Consider the following 18,420-nt stretch of genomic DNA (forward strand, 5'->3'; position numbering starts at 1 on the left):
CATTCAGCAAGGATTTGCCATGTCCCCGCCATCGCCGCGCGCTGCCGCCGTTCACCTGTTGGATCAGATTCTGGGCGAACACCGCCTGCTGACCGAGCTGTTGGCGTCCGGCGCGCTGGACCGGCTGGATGCACCGGGACGCGCCCGCGCCCAGCGCCTTGCCACGCAGACCCTGCGCGGAATGGAACGCGCGGACCGCCTGTTAAAGAAACACCTGCGCAAGCCGCCGCCCCTGCATGTGATGAACATCCTGCGGCTCGGCACGACAGAGCTGTGCCTTGGCGGCGACGCGCATGGGGTGGTCAACGATTGTGTCAGCATGATCGCGGGGCATAAACGCTTTGCCACGCTAAAAGGGCTAGTCAACGCCGTCCTGCGTAAAATCGCCACAGACGGCCCCGCCGAATGGGCCATCCTACGTGTGCCGCACCTGCCCAAATGGCTGCGCGCACCGTTGTCCGAGGCCTATGGCGCTGAGACGGTCGCGGGTTTTGAGGCCGTGCATTTCGCAGGCGCGCCGCTGGACCTGACGCCCAAAGGCGATGCGGCCGCACTGGCTGAGGCGCTGGGCGGCACTGAAATGCCGACCGGATCGGTCAGGCTACAACAAGCCGGGCAGATAAGCGCCCTGCCCGGCTACGATTCGGGCGACTGGTGGGTGCAGGACGCGGCCGCCGCCATCCCCGCCCGCCTACTGAACGCCCAGCCCGGAGAGGCGGTGCTGGATATGTGCGCAGCACCGGGGGGCAAGACGCTGCAACTGACGGCCGCGGGCGCGGATGTGACCGCGCTGGACATATCAGACGCCCGCATGGCGCGGGTGCGCGAAAACCTGACGCGCACGGGGCTGAACGCTACGTTGGTCACCGGTGACGCGCTGACCCATGAGGGGCAATATGACGCGATCCTGCTCGACGCCCCCTGCTCGGCCACTGGCACGATCCGCAGGCATCCCGATCTGCCACACGCGCGCGACGGGTCCGAAATTGGCGATCTGATTGCGTTGCAAGCCGCAATGCTGGACCGCGCGCTAGGCCTGTTAAAACCCGGCGGGCGAATGGTCTATTGCACCTGCTCGCTGCTACCAGACGAGGGCGAATGCCAAATCGACGAGGCGCTGATCCGACATCCCGCACTCAAGGTCGATCGCGATGCACTGGCTATGCCCGGCATCGACCCCACTTGGATCACCGAAGAAGGCGGACTGCGCCTGCGCCCCGATTATTGGGGCGATCAAGGCGGCATAGATGGCTTTTACATCGCGCTCCTGCGGATCTGACGCGATTTTCACAATCCCTCGGTGACTTGGCCGCGACTGCGCGGTATGATCGCGCAGAGAGGCGCCAACAAGAGCGCCCGGAGACGAGGCGCATGGCAACACCCGGCACTTACGGCGCGAACTGGACGAGGGCGATGAACCGCATCACCGCGCGGCGCGCGGCTTGGGCGCGGCCTGTGACTGCGTTTGTTTCATCCCCCGAGCCGCGCACGATCGGCAGTTTTGCCCGCGGGCGACAGCTATCGGCGGGCAATTTCTTGTTCGCCGGGCATCTGATCGAACGACCCGATCTGGCAATCTGGGATCTGAACCCGCCAGGACCCACCTTTGAGGCGGAAATGCACGGATTTGGCTGGCTCGACGATCTCGCGGCGGCGGGAGACGGGCCCGCGCGGGCCTGCGCGCGGGAGTGGACGTGGGAGTGGATCGCGCGCCACGGCGGTGGGCGCGGCCCCGGCTGGACGCCGGATTTGACCGGGCGGCGCCTGATCCGCTGGATCAACCACGCATTGTTCCTGCTAACCGGGCAGGATCGCGCGGTATCGGACCCATTCTATCGCTCGCTAGCGCAGCAGACGCTGTTTCTGGGCAAACGCTGGCACGCTACCGCGCCCGGCCTGCCACGGTTCGAGGCGCTGACCGGCCTTATCTATGCGGGCCTCGCGCTGGAGGGGATGGAGGGTCATGTGGCCCCAGCCGCCCGCGCGCTGGGGCGCGAATGCGAGGCGCATATCGGCGAGGCGGGCGTCCTGCCTACCCGCAACCCCGAGGAATTGCTAGACGTTTTCACCTTGCTCACATGGGCCGCCGCCGCGCTGGACGAGTCAGGCACACCCCCGCCACCGTCCCTGACGGCGGCGACGCAGCGCATCGCGCCGACGCTGCGCACGCTGCGGCATTCTGACGGCGGGCTGGCGCGGTTCCACGGTGGCGGGCGCGGGCTAGAGGGTCGGCTGGACACCGCGCTGGCTGCCAGCGGCGTCAAGGGGCGGCAACCGGATGGGCTGGCGATGGGCTATGCACGCCTCAGCGCGGGGCGCACATCGCTCATCATTGACGCCGCCCCGCCGCCTTCGGGTGCTGCATCCGCAGGCGCACACGCCTCGGCGATGGCGTTCGAGCTAACGTCGGGGCGCCGCCCGGTGATCGTCAATTGCGGCTCGGGCGCCAGCTTTGGCGTTGAATGGCGACGGGCGGGACGCGCGACACCGTCGCATTCAACCCTCGTAGTCGCAGGCGAATCCAGCGCGCGGCTGGGCGCGACGGGGACGGATGCCGAATGGCTGACGCACGGGCCCAGCGACGTGCCTATCCAGATGAGCCATGCCTCGGACGGGCTGCGCTTTGAGGGCGGGCATGATGGCTATGTGCGTCGCTTTGGCCTGACGCACGCGCGCACGATCGAGATGACCTTTGACGGGCGCGGCGTCGCAGGCGAGGACATGCTGCTGGCGATGGACCTCGAGGACAAGCGCCGGTTCGACGCGGCGATGGACACGCACGCCATGCAGGGCGTGCCCTACCAGATCCATTTCCACCTGCATCCAGAGGTGGACGCGAACATCGACATGGGCGGCGCTGCCGTCTCGCTGGCGCTGCGCAGCGGCGAAATCTGGGTATTCCGTACCGACGCGCGCGCACGCATCTCGTTGGAACCGTCAGTTTATCTGGAAAAATCACGGCTCAAACCGCGTGCGGGTAAACAGATAGTTTTATCCGGGCGCGCGCTGGAGTATGCGGACCGCATCAGATGGTCGCTCGCCAAGGCGCAGGATACCCCGATCAGCATCCGCGATCTGGCGCAGGACGCGCCATTCCCGGCACCAGACGACGACTGAACGACGATTGAACCGCCAGAACGCAGGACCGCCCATATGACCGATATCGCCCCCATCCGCCGCGCCCTTCTGTCCGTCTCGGACAAGACCGGGCTTATTGATCTGGGCCGCGCGCTGGCCTCGCAGGGTGTCGAACTGCTTAGCACCGGCGGCAGTGCCAAGGCGCTGCGCGATGCCGGGCTGGACGTGCGCGACGTGGCGGACGTGACCGGCTTTCCCGAGATGATGGACGGACGCGTCAAGACACTGCACCCGGCGGTGCATGGCGGCCTGTTGGCCCTGCGCGACAATGACGAACACGTAAAGGCGATGGAGCAGCACGGCATAGGCGCAATCGACCTGCTGGTTGTGAACCTCTACCCGTTTGAGAGCACGGTCGCAGACGGCGCGGATTACGACACCTGCATCGAGAATATCGACATCGGCGGCCCCGCGATGATTCGCGCCGCCGCAAAGAACCATGGGTTTGTGAACGTGGTCGTCGATGTCGAGGATTACGGTCCATTGCTGGACGAAATGACTGCAAACGATGGCGGCACGACGCTAGCCTTTCGCCAGAAACTGGCGATGACAGCATACTCGCGAACAGCGGCTTACGATTCGGCTGTGTCCACTTGGATGGCCGCACAGCAAGGCGATATCGCCCCTCGTCGCCGCACCGTCGCTGGCACATTGGCCCAAGTGCTACGGTATGGCGAAAACCCCCATCAATCCGCCAGCTTTTATACCGATGGCAGCGCCCGCCCCGGCGTGGCGACAGCCCGCCAGCTACAGGGCAAAGCGCTGAGCTATAACAACATAAACGACACCGACGCCGCGTTCGAGCTGGCCAGCGAATTCGCCACAGCAGACGGTCCCGCCTGCGCGATCATCAAACACGCCAACCCCTGCGGCGTGGCCCGCGCGGGGACGCTGAAAGAGGCCTACATGCGCGCCTTTGACTGCGACCGCACCTCGGCCTTTGGCGGGATCATCGCGCTGAACCAGCCGTTGGACGGCGCCACCGCCGAGGAAATCGCGCAGATATTCACCGAAGTCGTCATCGCCCCCGGCGCAGACGAGGACGCGCGCCGCATCTTTGAGGCCAAGAAAAATCTGCGCCTGCTGATCACCGAAGGCATGGCTGATCCGCGTGCCGCCGCGCAGACGATCCGGCAGGTATCGGGCGGCTATCTGATGCAGGACAAGGATAACGGACATATCGACGCGAGCGATCTAAAAGTCGTGACGAAACGCCAGCCAACCGACGCGGAAATGGCTGACCTGCTGTTCGCATGGAAGGTCGCCAAGCACGTCAAATCCAACGCCATCGTCTACGTCAAGGACGGCGCAACCGTCGGCGTCGGCGCGGGCCAGATGAGCCGTGTGGACAGCTGCCGCATCGCCGCGCGCAAATCGCAGGACATGGCAGACGCGCTGGGGCTGCCCGCGCCCCTGACCCAAGGCAGCGTAGTCGCCTCGGACGCGTTCTTTCCCTTTGCCGATGGTCTGCTGACGGCAGCCGAGGCCGGCGCGACGGCGGTGATCCATCCCGGTGGGTCGATGCGCGACGACGATGTTATCGCGGCCGCCGACGAGGCCGGCCTTGCAATGGTACTGACCGGTATGCGGCATTTTCGCCACTAGCTCCTTCCGGCCTTGGGAGGGCACGTTATGAAAACCGTTTTCTGGACGGCCTTTTGGGTCTTTCTGCTGGATCAGGCGACCAAATATCTGACGGTTCACTGGATGGACCTGCGCAATCTGGGCGCGATCGACGTCTGGCCGCCCTTCCTCAATCTGCGCATGGCATGGAATTACGGGATCAACTTTGGCCTTATGGCTGGCGATTCGCCCTATACACGCTGGGTATTGATTGCCGTCGCACTGGTCATCGCGGGCGCGGTGCTATGGTGGGTTCATCACGAGCCGGGCGGCAAATGGCAGAAAATCGCCGCCGGATTCCTGATCGGCGGCGCGCTGGGCAACGTGATCGACAGGTTGCTGTATGGCGCTGTCGCCGACTTCCTGAATATGTCCTGCTGCGGGCTGAACAACCCTTTTGCATTCAACGTCGCCGACATCGCGATATTTATGGGCGCATTCGGCATGGTCATCTTTAGCCCCAGCAAAAAGCATGCGTGACCTCGCTGTGCGATTGCGCTAAACAACCCGCGACACTTTGCGAAAGAAGGGCCGATCCCATGCGCCGCAGTATTCTGGCACTCACCGTCCTGACCCTCGCCCTCGCCGCCTGTGGGCGCAGCGACGGCACTCTGACCCGTATCAAGAACACCGGCGACGGCCCGGATGAATTTACCGTCCTGCCGACCAAGCCGTTGCAGACGCCCGAAACCTACAACGTGCTGCCCGCACCCACGCCGGGCGGTGCCAATCTGGTCGACACGAACCCGCGGGCCGAGGGCGTCGCGGCGCTGGGCGGCAATCCGGCAGCCACCGTGCCCGGCAATGTCGGCGCAGGCGATGGCGGGCTGGTCAACCACGCACGGCGCCATGGCGTGACACCCGCTGTCCGACAGACGCTGGCCGCCGAGGATGCACAGACACGCCGCCGTCATGGCCGGGTGAACATCTTTAACATCGGCCCAAATGACGACTATACCGACGCCTACAAGAAGCAGTGGCTCGACAGTCAGGCTGAACAACAGCGCATGACGCGCAGCGGCGTGGTGACGCCCTCGGCGCCGCCACCGCAGTAACTGCACGCCTTCAGCATCAGCACGCCCCGGCCATCATGGTTCGGGGCGCAGTCATCTTCGCGGCGGTGATACCGGATCACGGATACGGCATTGCGGGTTGCACTGCGCCCGGCGCGCTGTATCTAATCCCTGTCGCCCCAGCTGCGCGGCTATCCCAATCGGAGATCTAATATGCGTGCCTTTCTGATCGCTCTCATGTCCCTTTTGCCCATGATGGCCACAGCGCAGGATACTGGGACAGACCAAGTTACCAGCTTTACGCTGGACAACGGGCTGGAACTGATCGTGATCGAGGACCACCGCGCCCCCGTCGTCACGCATATGGTCTGGTATCGCGCCGGATCGGCGGACGAACCTCCGGGCAGCTCGGGCGTGGCGCATTTTCTGGAACATCTGTTGTTCAAGGGCACCGACACGCTGGCGCCCGGCGAATTTTCGGCCACGGTGGCCAAGCAGGGCGGCGACGACAACGCCTTTACCAGCTACGATTTCACCGCCTATTACCAGCGCATCGCCGCTGACCGGCTGGAGTTGATGATGCAGATGGAATCCGACCGCATGGTCAATCTGCAACTGGACGAGCAGAACGTCGCGACCGAGCGCAACGTCATCATTGAAGAGCGCAACATGCGGGTCGAGAATAACCCCGGCGCGCTGTTTCGCGAACAGCAGAGCGCGGCGCAATTCCTGAACCATCGCTACGGCACACCCGTTATCGGCTGGCAGAACGAGATCCCCGAGCTGACGTTGGAGGATGCCACCAGCTTTTACCGCACATATTACGCCCCGAACGACGCCATCGTCGTAGTCGCGGGCGATGTGGTGCCCAGCGACGTCCATGCGCTTGCGCAGAAGTATTACGGCGCGATTCCCGCCAATCCGGACCTGCCCCAGCGCGCGCGCCCGCAAGAGCCGCGCCACATGGCTGCCCGCCGCCTGACGATGGAGGATCCGCGCGTCGCGCAGCCCTATCTGACGCGCTCATACCTTGCCCCCGAGCGTGACAACGGCGATCAGACCCGCGCCGCCGCACTGACCGTTCTTGCCGAAATTCTCGGCGGTGGCACTACGTCACTGATGGCCGAAAAGCTGCAATTTGACAGCCAGATCGCCGTGCAATCGTCGGCTTGGTATGATGGCGTGTCGCTGGATGACACCACGTTCAAGCTGCTGATCGTGCCTGTTCCCGGCACTACCCTGCCCGAGGCAGAGGCAGCGATGGACGAGGTCCTGCAAGGCTTCATGGAAAACGGTGTCGATGCGGACCAATTGGAGCGGATAAAGATGCAGGTGCGCGCCGCCCAGATATATGCCCGCGACGACGTGAACGGGCTGGCCAACCGCTATGGCGCGGCCCTTGCGTCGGGCCTGAGCATCCAGGACGTGCAGGACTGGCCCGCCATCCTGCAAGACGTCACCGCCGAGGATGTGATGCAGGCCGCGCGCGATGTCTTTCAGCTACAGAATTCGGTCACCGGCTACCTGACGGCGCCTAGCGATACCGATACGGAGATGACCCAATGAGCCGCCATATCCTGATCCACCTCCTGCTGTCGGCACTGATGGCGCTGACCCTCGCCCTGCCTGCCCGCGCCGAAATCGAGGTGCAGGACCTCACTGCCGAAGGTGGCATCGATTTGTGGCTGGTCGAGGATCACACGATCCCCTTCGTCGCACTCGAGCTGCGCTTTCGCGGCGGCGCGTCACTGGATGCACCGGGCAAGCGGGGCGCGACCAACCTGATGACCGGCTTGCTCGAAGAGGGCGCTGGCGACATGGATAGCCGCGAATTCGCGCGGCAGGCCGAGGCGCTGGCTACCTCATTCTCTTACAGCGCAGGCGATGACGCCATCGGCGTGTCGGCCCGATTCCTCAGCGAAAATCGCGATGCGGCGGTGGATTTGCTGCGTCAGAGCCTGATTGATCCTGTGTTTAACCAGAAATCTATTGACCGCGTGCGCGGTCAGGTCGTGTCGAATATCCAATCAGACGTCACGAATCCACACGCCATTGCCGCGCGCACCTTCGACGCGCAGACCTTCGGCGATCATCCCTACGCCACCTCCACTGATGGCACGCTCGACAGCATCGCGACAATCACACGCGACGATCTGATCGCCGCGCACAAGGCTGCACTGGTCAAGGACCGCCTCTACATCGCCGCCGTTGGTGACATCACCGCCGAGCAGCTGATCGCACTGGTCGCCCGACTGACGGATGGCCTGCCCGATACGTCGAACATCGCCCTGCCCGGTAATGCAGACATCACCCTGCCCGGTGGCACCAAGGTCGTGGATTTCGACACGCCGCAATCTGTCGTCACCTTCGCCCAGCCGGGCATTGACCGCGACGATCCCGACTTCTTTGCCGCGTATCTGCTGAACCAGATCCTAGGCGGCGGCGGATTTGAGAGCCGCCTGATGCAGGAGGTCCGCGAAAAGCGCGGGCTGACCTACGGCGTCTATTCCTACCTCGTCGACAGGGACGGCGCGCAGCTATGGATGGGGCAGGTCGCCTCGGCCAATGACCGTGTCGCGCAGGCCATCGAGGTCATCAGGGATGAATGGGCCAAGATGCGCGAAACCGGCGTCACAGAGGCAGAGTTGCAAGACGCCAAGACTTACATGACCGGAGCATACCCCCTGCGCTTTGACGGCAACGCGCCCATCGCCAACATCGCCGTGGAAATGCAGATCGAGGGGCTGCCGACCGACTACATCGCCACCCGCAATGACCAAGTGAACGCCGTCACGCTGGAGCAGATCAACCGCGTCGCGCGCGAATATCTGGACCCCGAAAAACTGAGTTTCGTGGTTGTCGGCAAACCCGAAGGGCTGCCGGAGTAACGCACTGCCTGCGGCTTTTCGTAGTGGGAATATTCAATTGCCACCACTCGCCTAAACGCCCAGATAGCGCGCCACCAGCGACCGATCGCTGCGTAGCGCATCCACCGGCACGATATCGCCGCCGCGCCCGTTCTCGATGAACGCCACGCGGTCCGCGACGGCCAGCACCGCATCTACGCGCTGCTCGACCAACAGGATCGCCACGCCCCTGGCGCGCATCGCCACTGTCACCTCCCGAATGGCCTCCACCATTGACGGCTGCAAACCTTCGGCCGGCTCGTCCAGCAGCAGCGCCTTGGGCCGCAGGCACAGCGCGCGGGCGGTCGCCAGCATCTGTTGCTCACCGCCCGACAAGGTTTGCGCGGGCTGGCGATACCGCTCGCGCAAGCGCGGGAACAGGTCCAACACCTCGTCCAGCACCTCTGGCGGGCTGCGCCTCGCGCGCATCCCGATTTCCAGATTCTGCGCCACGCTCAGGCCCGCAAACAGACGCCGCCCCTGCGGCACATAACCGATCCCGGCGCGCGGCACCTTGTGGGCAGGCAACGCGCTGACCGCCTCACCGTCCAGCATCACACGGCCCGACATCAGCGGAATCAGCCCCATGATCGCGCGCATCGCCGTCGTCTTGCCTGCGCCATTGCGGCCCATGAGACAGAGGATTTCGCCCGCCGCAACCTCCAAGGACAGCTCGCGCAGCACCTGCGCAGCGCCATACCCTGCCGAGATCTGGTCCAGTTGCAACATCATGCCGTCCCCAGATAGGCGGACTGCACGCCGGGATCGGCGCGCACCTCATCGGGCGTGCCCTCAAACAGCAATTCGCCCGCGCTGAGGACGCTGACCCGGTCCGCCAGCGCCATGACGACGTCCATATTATGCTCGATCAGCAGGATCGTCATGCCGCCTGCCAATGCGCGCACCAGCGCAAGGAAGCGCGCGATCTCGGCCTCGGACAGCCCTTGGGTCGGCTCGTCCAGAATTAAAAGGCGCGGCGCCTGAACCAGCCCCATCGCGATCTCTAAAAGGCGCTGATGGCCATAGCTCAGATCGCCTGCCAGCGCGCCACTGAACTCTTCCAGCCCTACTTGCGCCAGTGCGGATGCGACTGCGCCCAGCACCTTGCCCCCGGCTATGTGTGGCCGTGCCGCCAGCGCGACATTCTCGGACACCGGCAAGCGGGCATAGATTGACGTGATTTGAAACGTATAGGCCATTCCCAGCCGTGTGCGCCTGTGCGCCGCCAACCCGGTAATGTCCTGCCCGCCAAAGATCACGCGCCCTCCACTGGGCTCCACACTCCCGCAAATCATTCCGACCAGCGTCGTCTTGCCAGCACCGTTCGGGCCGATCAGCGCGCGCACCTCGCCCGCCTCGACATCCAGCGACACGTCATGGACCGCACGCACGCCGTCGTAGTCCTTGCCAAGGCCGCGCACGCTGAGCAGACTCATGGCAGCCACCCCCAGATGCGCCGCCGCACCTCGCCCATCAGACCTTGCGGCGCGAACAGCGTTAGCAGCACCAGTGCGACGCCCGCGATCAACATGTAGGCGGTGGTGACGCCGGAACTGAGATCAATCAGGTAGAACATAAAGAGAGTGCCGATGAACGGTCCCAACACCGTGCCAGCCCCCCCCAGCAGCACCCAGAGCAGCGGCAGGATCGAATACTCGACGCCCGCAAAACTGGCCCCCGCATAGCCAAACAGCAGGCCATAGGCCGCCCCCGCCGCGCCCGAGATCGCGCCCGAGATCGTCACCGCCGCCAGCTTGGCCCGGAACGTGTCATATCCCAGCATCCTTGTGCGCGCCTCGTTCTCGCGGATTGCCACCAGCGTGCGTCCGAACGGCGCGCGCACCAGCCAGAGGCTGATCGCCAGCGCGACCGCAAACAGCATCAATGCCGCCAGATAGCGATTGCCCTCGTCGCTCAGATCGATTCCCCACAGCACACGGGCGACGCGCGCGATGACGAACCCCTCGTCGCCGCGCGTCCATTCGCCAAAATAGAGCACGCTCAGATAGCCCGCCTGCGCAAACATCAGCGTGACGATCATGAACGCCACCCCCTTGGTGCGCAGCGCCAAAATGCCGAGGCCTACCGACACCAATGTCGCCGCCAGCACACCGATCAGCAGGGCAGGCCCGGCGGTCAGGCCCAGATGCTGTACGCTCAAACCCATGCCATACATGCCTGCGGCAAAGAACAGCGCATGGCCAAGGCTGAGCAGCCCGGTATAGCCAAAGACGATATTATACCCGATGGCATAAGTCGCCAGCACCATGATCCGCGCCAGATTGCCGTGATGATAAGCAGGCAGCACGAAATGCCCGACCAGCAGCACAGCCAGCAGCCCACCATGCAAGGCGATCACGCGGCCCCGATCACTCATGCCGTGCGCGTACCGAATAGGCCCTGAGGCCGGAACACCAGCACCAGCGCCACCAGCAGCGTTGCCAGAATCTTGGCCAGCGTGGGCGAGAAAAAGACCGAGATGATGCCGTCGCTCAGCCCGATCAGGATCGCAGCGACGACTGTGCCGGGCAGACTGCCGAGGCCCCCGATTATGACGACCGTAAAGGCCAGTAGCAGCGGATCGGCCCCCATCAGGTAATGCGCCTGAGAGATCGGAACGATCAGCACCGCAGCCAGCGCCGCCAAGGCCGCGCCGATGCCGAACACCATTGCATAGACCCGCTCGACCGGGATGCCAAAGGCCAGCGCCATATCGCGATCCGCTTGCACTGCCCGCATCACCAGCCCGATCCGAGTGCGCGCCATCATCGCCCATACACCCAGCAGAACAACAACGCCTGCGCCGATCACCGCCAGTTTGTAACTGGTCGTGCTAAGGCCCCATGGCCAATAAAGCGCCAGCGCGCCGTCCTTCAGTTCGAACCACGGCAGCGCGAGACGCACATTAAACGGCGGCTGGACGGGACGCGCCTCGGGGCCATAGCCCATCAGCGTCAATTGCTGGATGATGTAGAGCAGCCCGATGGTCGCCACGATTGTCCGCTCGGGGTCATAGTCAACCCGCTTGAGGATGGTCATGTCGGCGGCCACGGCAATCGCCCCCACGATCAACGGTGCCATCACCAGCGCCACGGCAAAGCCGATGACAGGCGGCCCGCCCACCATCTGCGTGATGAACCACGCCAGCACCGCGCCCAGCATGAAGAATTCGCCATGCGCAATGTTGACCACTCGCATCACGCCGAAAACCAGAGACAGCCCCACCGCCGTCAACGCCAGAACCGACGCCATCACGGCACCCTCCAGCGTCGCCAATAGCAGGTAGGGGCCTAGCTCCACCCGTTTAGCCTGCCAGCTCGGCGCGATGCGCGGCGACCAGATCGGCCATGGAGTGGAACATCAAATCATAGGTCGGCATGTCGCCGGGGTTCATGGTCGCACCGAACCCCTCCTTGTCGTGGCGCCGGTAGATCCAGCAATTGGCCAGCCCGTGCCGGTTGGCCGGGGCGTGATCGTGAAACATGCTTTCGGCGGTGTGCAATATCTCGCCCTTGGCGATCCCCAACCGGGACATCTGTTCCAGCATGTAGTCGAAATTGCGCGGATCGGGTTTGTAGCTGCCGATATCCTCGGCCACATAACTTGCCGTAAAGGGCGATCCCAACCGCACGTCGCTATGCGCGAAGCTGGCATTGTCGACGTTCGACAACACGATCAGCTTGAAGTGATCCTTGAGGTACTCGAGCGCCTCGGCGCTGTCGGGAAAGGCCGGCCAGTCCGCGACCGAGCGACCATAAACCTCGGCCTCTTTCCACGTTGCGCGCAGACCCCACTCCTCGGCCAGTCGCTTGTAGACGGTAGCCAGAACGTCGCGGTAGTGCTTAGCCGGCGTGACACGCTGGCACGTGCTCTCGTGATAGGCGTGCGCCTCTAGCACCGCGTCGCGGCTGAGGTCCAGATGATCGGTCAGCGGCTTGAGCCCCGCGATCATCCCCGATTCCCAGTCGATCAGCGTGCCGTAGACATCAAAGGTCAACGCCTTGTAATCACTTAATTTCATATCAAATTCTCCGTCAAAGCGGCTGCTGGGTGTAATCCACCTCGTCGGGATAGAGCGACTCGTCGATAGTGGTTGTGTGCACCCGCACCAACCGTCCATCCTGCACACGGCTGATATATTGCTGGCCGAACACCTGATGCGTGCGCCCGTTGAACCGCATCGGCCCCTGCGGATAAGCGCGGCTATGGGGCATGTCGCCCAATCCCTCGACCGCTTCGATCAGCGCGGCGCGGTCCTGCGGGCCACGATAGCCCGCCGCCTCCATCCCCGCCTTGATGGCGTGCAGCGTGATCCAGCAGCCGAACATATGCCCATAGGTCGACACATCGTTTGGATCCTCGATGGCCGCACCATGATCATCGACGCCCACGGCGGCGCGATAAAATGTTTCGTCCTCGGTCGCATCGGGTTGCGCGTCGCGGCACATCCCCTCCCAGAAATGCGAGCCTTCCAGAAATTCGAGGCCGGGGCTGGCAATGTCCACGGCCTCCAAAGAATCGATGAAACCGAACAGTTCAGGCCCCGACGGGCCAAAGAATTCGCCCAGTTCCTTGACGAAGGTCAGCACGGATGGCCCGACCATCACGTGGTACAGCACTTCGGTCTCGCGCGGGATTTTCGGGAAATAGCGGGTGAACGACGTCTCATTCGGCGGAATGGCGATATGTGCCAGCACCTCACCACCCTGCGCCTCGATCGCCTGGGTAAAGAAGTCGCGATGATCATGGCCAAAGGCGAAATCGGCAAAGATCATCGTGACCTTCTTGCCAAGGTTCTCGGCAACAAAGGGCGCCATCGCCAGAACCTGGCTTTTGACATCCGTGATACCGGGCTGAAGCGTGTAGCGGTTCAACATCCCGCTCGCCACATGATGCCCCTCCGAGACAACGAAATAGGGCAGCTTCAGCTCACCGGCACGCGGGGCGGACCCGATGACCACATGGGAAAACAGCGTGCCATAGGCCACGTCACAGCCATGCTGGTTGGCGAATTTTTCAACCACTTCGGCGCCGCGCTTGGGGTTGGTGCCGTCATCCTCGGCGATCATCTGAACCATGCGCCCATTGATCCCGCCGCCCTCGTTGATCAGCTTGACGGCGGCGTCCGTCGTGCGCTCGTACCAGCGCCCATAGGCCGCGCCGATACCAGTGCGATGGACCTGAAACCCGATCTTGATCGGCTCGGCGGTCTGCGCATGGGTATAGCGCGCCCACAGCGGGAGCGCGGCCACGCCGCCGGCCAGAGTGGTCAGCGCCTTGCGCCGTGTGAGGTCCGTTCCGGTCTTGGTCATAGCCATATCCTTGTGTCGCAGCAGGTGCGCCTGCCGCCTCGCGGCGATCCTGCGAAGCCGCGCGGGGATTGTCCAGTTTTTTGCACCAAACTAACGGCTACGGCTCGAGTTCTCAGGGCGTTTTCTTTGTGAAAATATCCAACTCCCGGCATCGGCCAAACGGCACCGACATCCGCGACGACTCGATCACTTGGCGAAAAAGCGGTTGTAGAGCCAATCCGGCCAGATCCGGCTAAAGCGAAAGAGATAGCTGAAGATGCGCGGGAAATGACGCACGGTTGCGCTGTCGTCACACATCATCTCGAACATCTCCTGCGCGGCCTCTTCTGGCGTCATGATGAACGGCATGGTGAAATCGTTTTTGTCGGTCAGCCGGGTCTTGATAAAACCGGGATTGGCGATCTGCACGCGCACGCCCGTTTTGAACAGATCGCATTGCAGGCTCTCGCCCAGCGCCATGACGCCCGCCTTGGACGCCGCGTAGCCGATGGCCCCCGGCAGCCCGCGAAAGCCCGACAGCGATCCGGTCAGAACGATATGGCCCCTATTCCGCGCCACCATTTTTGGCACGACCACGCCACAGGCACGCATCGCACCGACAAAGTTGATGTCGCCCATCGCCTCGGCCTGCTCGGCGTTCCAGTCTTGGGCGGCCATGGGCCAATAGACCCCGGCGGTATAGACCATGCCGTCGATTTCCCCGACCTCCTCGGCGGCGCGGCGCACGCTGTCTAGATCGGCGACGTCGACCGTCACCACATGCGCGCGGCCCGGCAATTCGGCGGCGACGGCCTTTAGCTTGTCCTCGCTGCGCGACGACAGGATCACCTCAACGCCCGCCGCGCTCAGCTTGTGCGCGAGGGCCGCGCCCAGACCGTCACTTGCGCCGATCATCCAATAGCGCTTTGAGATCCATTCAGTCATGCGGCTGTCATCCTCATTGTGGCGGCCACGCAGGTTCGGCCATCCTGTTCAGTCATAAGCAAAACTTGCGGCACGCGCGGACGGTTCCCCCCGGCCCGCTCAGGCGGCAATGTCCTGTGGGATATTGGTGCGCAGCAGCAGGGCGATAGCGATCAGTTTCAGCACGCAAGGCAGCGCGCAATAGAGCAGCGTCAGCAGGCGCAGCGCGTCAGCGTCGTTATATGCTCCCGCCTGAAATCCCCCGGCCTCCAGCGCGGGCAGCAGCGCGATAGCGGCCAGTGCCAGCGTCAGCTTCGACACGAACGACCAGAGGCCGAACCCCTCGCTCGCCCCCGGCGCGATATCGGCCATGCGGCGGGCAAACATCGCAGGCAGCAGCGTCAGGTCCGCGCCCACGGCGGCGCCAGATGCCACGCAAACCGCTGCAAAGGCCAATTGATCGCCCACCCCCAACAGCGCGGCGCAACCAAAGGCGACGATGGCCAGAACCATGGCCACCAAAAGAACCGGGCGCGCGCCCCACCGCTCGGCCGCGCGACCCCAGAATGGCGCTGCCAAAGCCGCCGAGAGGAAGAAAAGCAACAGCAATGGCCCCTCCCATCCCGGCGCACCCAGCCGGCTTTCGACAAAGAAAAGGAACAGGGTCGAGCTGACGGCGACCGGTGCCGCATTGACCAACGCAATCAGCAACAAGCGGCGCGACACGGCGTCGCGCAGGACCGGGCCGAACCCTTCGGACGGGATGGACGCGCGCGCCCATTGGCCCCACATCGCTATCAGCGCCGCAATGCCCAGCGCCGCAAACGCAAGCGCGAAAACGCCATAGCCGCCCAGCAGGATCGGCGCGACCGATGCCGCGCAGATGCCCAGCAGCGCGCCGGTTTCGCGCCAGCGCGCCAGCCGCAAATGCCCCGATTGCCGCAACGCACCCGCAGCGGCCACACCTTGGGCATAGAAACAGATCGTCAGATAGCTGAAGCCGGAAAAGACGATCGTCAGCATCACAGCGAACCACCAGATCGGCGCGATGGGCGGCGTCACGGCAAAAAGGCCCAGCATCGCCACCGCCATAGCCGCCCCCGCCACCAGCACCGTCGTCGCGCGCCAACGCTGGGTGCGCGCCGCCAGGCGCCCCAGAAGCGGATCCTGCACCACGTCGATCAGCCGCAACGCGAACAACACACCGCCCAGCAGCGTCAGCGATACTCCATACTCGTCCACGTAGAACTTGGGCGCGTGGATGTAGATCGGCAGGCCCGCCGCGGCCAGATAAGCCGCAAAAACCGAATATGCAGGCAGACGTGGCGCGGTTCTCACCGCGATACATCCTGCTCCGGCGGTTCGGGGTGGGGGCGGTATTGCGCGCCTTTCCACCATAATTTCAGCGCCTGCCAGTGGATCAGCGCCAGCACCCGTCGCGAACCAAGAGGTCGGCGCAGCAGCGCACTCAAAAGGCCACGATTGGTCAGTGGCCGGCATGGCCCAACCAACGTGGCGACAACGCCGCCATCACCGCCGCTCATGTCGATCCAGACGCCGATGCGATCCTCGCGCAGATCAAAACGGAACTCATACCCGCCCTCGACCTGCTGAAAGGGCGAGACGTGAAAAACCTTGGCCGCGTGCAGCCGGTCACTGGCCTCAATCACGGAATTGTCGGGCTTGTGGCACAGATAGCTGTGCCGATCGCCGAACGTATTGCTGACCTCTGCGATCACCTGCCGCAGACCGCCCTCCACATCCCGGCACAGCCAGAACGACACGGGGTTAAAGACATGGCCCAGAATGCGCGGCTGCGCCAGCAATTCAATCCGCGCGGGCGACGGCAACTGATAGCTGTCCAGCACTTGGCGCACCCATGGCGCGCCGATACCCTCGTGTGGCACACCGCCATGATCGGCGTCGTGCAGGCTGGCCAACCCGCGCCGGTTGCGGCCAAAAAGGCGGGGCGCCTCGACCGGCCCTTCGGCGTCCAGCAGCACATAATCTATGGAATAACGGAACGCGTTACGCACCGCCCCCTTGCGCCCATGCCACGTGTGGCCCGCGATATGGCGAACACGGCTCATGCCGCCGCCAGCACTCCACGTGCGGTAATCGCCTCGGCCACGTCGACCGCGCTGCCAAGGCCATCCTCGTGAAAGCCGTTCTTCATCCATGCACCGCAATACCATGTATTCTGCGCGCCGTTCCTCGCCGCAATGCGCGCCTGCGCCGCGAGAGCCGCGTGATCATAGACCGGATGGCGCAGCGTGACACGGTCGTGGATCAGCTCCTCGCGGATATGGCGCGTGGTGTTCAGCGTGACGAAATGCGGATCATCCATCGGGATCGGCTGAAGCCTGTTCATCCAGTAAGTCAGGTCGATCCGGCTGTCCGTCTTGGCCCGGTCCTCAGTATAGTTCCACGACGACCAGACGGCACGGCGGCGCGGCATAATCGACGCGTCGGAATGCAGCACAATATCGTTAGGCTGGTACGCGATGGCGCCCAGATCGCGCCGCTCGTCAGGCGTGGGATCGCTCAGCAGGCGCAGACTGTCGTCGGAATGTGTGGCCATGACGACCTCGTCAAACCGTTCCCAATCGCCGTCCGCCCTGATCTGAACACCGCCGGGCATCCGCCGCACGGCCTGCACCGGACAGCCGATGCGCAGCCGTGTGCCGATCCGGCGCAGATGCGCCTCGAGCCGCGTGACATATTGCACCGATCCACCCTGAACCGTGTACCACTGGTGCTGACCGGCATACCCGAGCAGCGCGTGGTTCTCGAAAAATCGCATCATTGCCTCGGCCGGAAAATCGAGGATCGTTTCCTTGGGTGTCGACCAGATCGCGCCAGATAGCGGCAACAGGTAATAATCACGAAACCAAGGTCCGGTGCGCAGATTCACCAACAGATCATTGATGGTCATGCCGCCGCGCGCGGCGTCCACCGCATTGGAATTGAAGTGGAAAATATCGCGTATCATCCGCAGAAAAGCCGGACGGGCCGCATTGCGCCACTGGGCAAAGGCCGCGCGCCCGCCCGACAGGCCATATTCCAGCCGCCCGCCATCTATCGACGCGCCAAAACTCATGTCGCTGGGCACGACCGGCACTTCCAGCTCTGCGAATAAATCGGCCAGATGCGGATAATTGGCATAGTTGAACACGATAAAGCCGGTATCAACGGGCTGATCGCCGCGTTTTCCTGCCATGATCGTGCGTGCATGCCCGCCAAGGCGGGGCTCGGACTCGTAAAGGGTGACGTCGTGATCGGACGACAGACGATGCGCGGCACCCAGCCCCGATATGCCTGCTCCGATGATTGCGATCTTGCGCCTCGGGGCGGGCTGCATTTCAAATGGCATGTGCTTGCGTATCCGTTCTCATTCGTGTGGTTCGGGGTAAATACGCGTCAGCGGCGGTTTCGGATGCATTTTCTTTTTGCGTCCGTTATTTTTCGCGGCAAGGTGATCCAGCCGGGCGCATCCGCCGTATCAGGCACATGTTTTGCACGATT

General features: G+C 63.7%; 17 protein-coding genes. 7 read left to right on the top strand and 10 right to left on the bottom strand.

The annotated features are described in order from the left end of the window. Window positions 1-19 precede the first annotated feature (19 nt). The 7 genes from U3654_RS16735 (at window position 20) to U3654_RS16765 (ending at window position 8,662) form a co-directional block, all read left to right on the top strand. The gene (locus tag U3654_RS16735; RefSeq protein ID WP_324752664.1) at window positions 20-1,279 is read left to right on the top strand and encodes an RsmB/NOP family class I SAM-dependent RNA methyltransferase; all 1,260 of its coding nucleotides are present in this window, start codon (window positions 20-22) and stop codon (window positions 1,277-1,279) included. A 92-nt stretch (window positions 1,280-1,371) separates the two neighbouring features. Further along, window positions 1,372-3,117: a heparinase II/III family protein gene (locus tag U3654_RS16740; RefSeq protein ID WP_324752665.1), complete on the top strand. Its 1,746-nt coding sequence runs from the start codon at window positions 1,372-1,374 to the stop codon at window positions 3,115-3,117. A 36-nt stretch (window positions 3,118-3,153) separates the two neighbouring features. Next, window positions 3,154-4,743 carry a bifunctional phosphoribosylaminoimidazolecarboxamide formyltransferase/IMP cyclohydrolase gene (purH, locus tag U3654_RS16745; protein ID WP_324752666.1) on the top strand — a complete coding sequence of 530 codons (1,590 nt, stop codon included), beginning with the start codon at window positions 3,154-3,156 and terminating at the stop codon, window positions 4,741-4,743. Between the two features lie 27 nt (window positions 4,744-4,770). After that, window positions 4,771-5,241, top strand: coding sequence for a signal peptidase II (gene lspA / locus U3654_RS16750; RefSeq protein ID WP_324752667.1), 471 nt, complete (start codon window positions 4,771-4,773; stop codon window positions 5,239-5,241). Between the two features lie 59 nt (window positions 5,242-5,300). Further along, window positions 5,301-5,816 carry a DUF3035 domain-containing protein gene (locus tag U3654_RS16755; protein WP_324752668.1) on the top strand — a complete coding sequence of 172 codons (516 nt, stop codon included), beginning with the start codon at window positions 5,301-5,303 and terminating at the stop codon, window positions 5,814-5,816. Window positions 5,817-5,987: 171 nt separating this feature from the next. Then, window positions 5,988-7,340, top strand: coding sequence for a M16 family metallopeptidase (locus U3654_RS16760; protein WP_416384531.1), 1,353 nt, complete (start codon window positions 5,988-5,990; stop codon window positions 7,338-7,340). After that, a complete protein-coding gene (locus U3654_RS16765) occupies window positions 7,337-8,662 on the top strand; it encodes a pitrilysin family protein (protein WP_324752669.1) in 1,326 nt (441 codons plus the stop codon). The genes U3654_RS16760 and U3654_RS16765 overlap by 4 nt, the downstream gene beginning before the upstream one ends. Window positions 8,663-8,713: 51 nt before the next feature. Here the strand turns inward: U3654_RS16765 and U3654_RS16770 are convergent, their stop codons facing one another. The 10 genes from U3654_RS16770 to U3654_RS16815 all read right to left on the bottom strand — a co-directional run bounded on the left by U3654_RS16770 (window position 8,714) and on the right by U3654_RS16815 (window position 18,268). Next, a complete protein-coding gene (locus U3654_RS16770) occupies window positions 8,714-9,409 on the bottom strand; it encodes an ABC transporter ATP-binding protein (protein WP_324755318.1) in 696 nt (231 codons plus the stop codon). Then, the gene (locus tag U3654_RS16775; protein WP_324752670.1) at window positions 9,409-10,116 is read right to left on the bottom strand and encodes an ABC transporter ATP-binding protein; all 708 of its coding nucleotides are present in this window, start codon (window positions 10,114-10,116) and stop codon (window positions 9,409-9,411) included. Before U3654_RS16775 ends, U3654_RS16770 begins: the two co-directional genes overlap by 1 nt. Further along, window positions 10,113-11,057 (bottom strand): branched-chain amino acid ABC transporter permease, encoded by a 945-nt coding sequence (locus tag U3654_RS16780; protein ID WP_324752671.1) that lies wholly within the window; start codon window positions 11,055-11,057, stop codon window positions 10,113-10,115. The genes U3654_RS16775 and U3654_RS16780 overlap by 4 nt, the downstream gene beginning before the upstream one ends. Continuing rightward, window positions 11,054-11,980, bottom strand: a complete 927-nt coding sequence (locus tag U3654_RS16785) for a branched-chain amino acid ABC transporter permease (RefSeq protein ID WP_324752672.1) — start codon at window positions 11,978-11,980, stop codon at window positions 11,054-11,056. The genes U3654_RS16780 and U3654_RS16785 overlap by 4 nt, the downstream gene beginning before the upstream one ends. A 4-nt stretch (window positions 11,981-11,984) precedes the next feature. Then, on the bottom strand, window positions 11,985-12,701 hold the full coding sequence (locus tag U3654_RS16790; RefSeq protein WP_324752673.1) for a haloacid dehalogenase type II: 717 nt from the start codon (window positions 12,699-12,701) through the stop codon (window positions 11,985-11,987). Window positions 12,702-12,714: 13 nt separating this feature from the next. Further along, a complete protein-coding gene (locus tag U3654_RS16795; RefSeq protein WP_324752674.1) occupies window positions 12,715-13,992 on the bottom strand; it encodes an ABC transporter substrate-binding protein in 1,278 nt (425 codons plus the stop codon). 186 nt (window positions 13,993-14,178) lie between these two features. Continuing rightward, entirely contained in the window at window positions 14,179-14,916 is a 738-nt protein-coding gene (locus U3654_RS16800) for an SDR family NAD(P)-dependent oxidoreductase (RefSeq protein WP_324752675.1), read from the bottom strand. Between the two features lie 99 nt (window positions 14,917-15,015). Beyond that, window positions 15,016-16,233, bottom strand: a complete 1,218-nt coding sequence (locus U3654_RS16805) for an MFS transporter (protein ID WP_324752676.1) — start codon at window positions 16,231-16,233, stop codon at window positions 15,016-15,018. Continuing rightward, the gene (locus U3654_RS16810) at window positions 16,230-16,985 is read right to left on the bottom strand and encodes a DUF1365 domain-containing protein (protein WP_324752677.1); all 756 of its coding nucleotides are present in this window, start codon (window positions 16,983-16,985) and stop codon (window positions 16,230-16,232) included. Before U3654_RS16810 ends, U3654_RS16805 begins: the two co-directional genes overlap by 4 nt. Beyond that, window positions 16,982-18,268 (bottom strand): NAD(P)/FAD-dependent oxidoreductase, encoded by a 1,287-nt coding sequence (locus U3654_RS16815; RefSeq protein WP_324752678.1) that lies wholly within the window; start codon window positions 18,266-18,268, stop codon window positions 16,982-16,984. The genes U3654_RS16810 and U3654_RS16815 overlap by 4 nt, the downstream gene beginning before the upstream one ends. Window positions 18,269-18,420: the final 152 nt, after the last annotated feature.

Origin of the sequence: Roseovarius sp. Pro17 (assembly GCF_035599575.1) — a bacterium.
In the GTDB taxonomy this organism is placed as follows: Bacteria; Pseudomonadota; Alphaproteobacteria; order Rhodobacterales; family Rhodobacteraceae; genus Roseovarius.

Coding starts and splice junctions, on each gene's coding strand:
- U3654_RS16780 (WP_324752671.1), bottom strand. CDS start 11,057: ATGAGTGATCGGGGCCGCGTGATCGCCTTGCATGGTGGGCTGCTGGCT.
- U3654_RS16755 (WP_324752668.1), top strand. CDS start 5,301: ATGCGCCGCAGTATTCTGGCACTCACCGTCCTGACCCTCGCCCTCGCC.
- U3654_RS16770 (WP_324755318.1), bottom strand. CDS start 9,409: ATGTTGCAACTGGACCAGATCTCGGCAGGGTATGGCGCTGCGCAGGTG.
- U3654_RS16795 (WP_324752674.1), bottom strand. CDS start 13,992: ATGACCAAGACCGGAACGGACCTCACACGGCGCAAGGCGCTGACCACT.
- U3654_RS16810 (WP_324752677.1), bottom strand. CDS start 16,985: ATGAGCCGTGTTCGCCATATCGCGGGCCACACGTGGCATGGGCGCAAG.
- U3654_RS16740 (WP_324752665.1), top strand. CDS start 1,372: ATGGCAACACCCGGCACTTACGGCGCGAACTGGACGAGGGCGATGAAC.
- U3654_RS16760 (WP_416384531.1), top strand. CDS start 5,988: ATGCGTGCCTTTCTGATCGCTCTCATGTCCCTTTTGCCCATGATGGCC.
- U3654_RS16815 (WP_324752678.1), bottom strand. CDS start 18,268: ATGCCATTTGAAATGCAGCCCGCCCCGAGGCGCAAGATCGCAATCATC.
- purH (WP_324752666.1), top strand. CDS start 3,154: ATGACCGATATCGCCCCCATCCGCCGCGCCCTTCTGTCCGTCTCGGAC.
- U3654_RS16790 (WP_324752673.1), bottom strand. CDS start 12,701: ATGAAATTAAGTGATTACAAGGCGTTGACCTTTGATGTCTACGGCACG.
- U3654_RS16775 (WP_324752670.1), bottom strand. CDS start 10,116: ATGAGTCTGCTCAGCGTGCGCGGCCTTGGCAAGGACTACGACGGCGTG.
- lspA (WP_324752667.1), top strand. CDS start 4,771: ATGAAAACCGTTTTCTGGACGGCCTTTTGGGTCTTTCTGCTGGATCAG.
- U3654_RS16735 (WP_324752664.1), top strand. CDS start 20: ATGTCCCCGCCATCGCCGCGCGCTGCCGCCGTTCACCTGTTGGATCAG.
- U3654_RS16800 (WP_324752675.1), bottom strand. CDS start 14,916: ATGACTGAATGGATCTCAAAGCGCTATTGGATGATCGGCGCAAGTGAC.
- U3654_RS16765 (WP_324752669.1), top strand. CDS start 7,337: ATGAGCCGCCATATCCTGATCCACCTCCTGCTGTCGGCACTGATGGCG.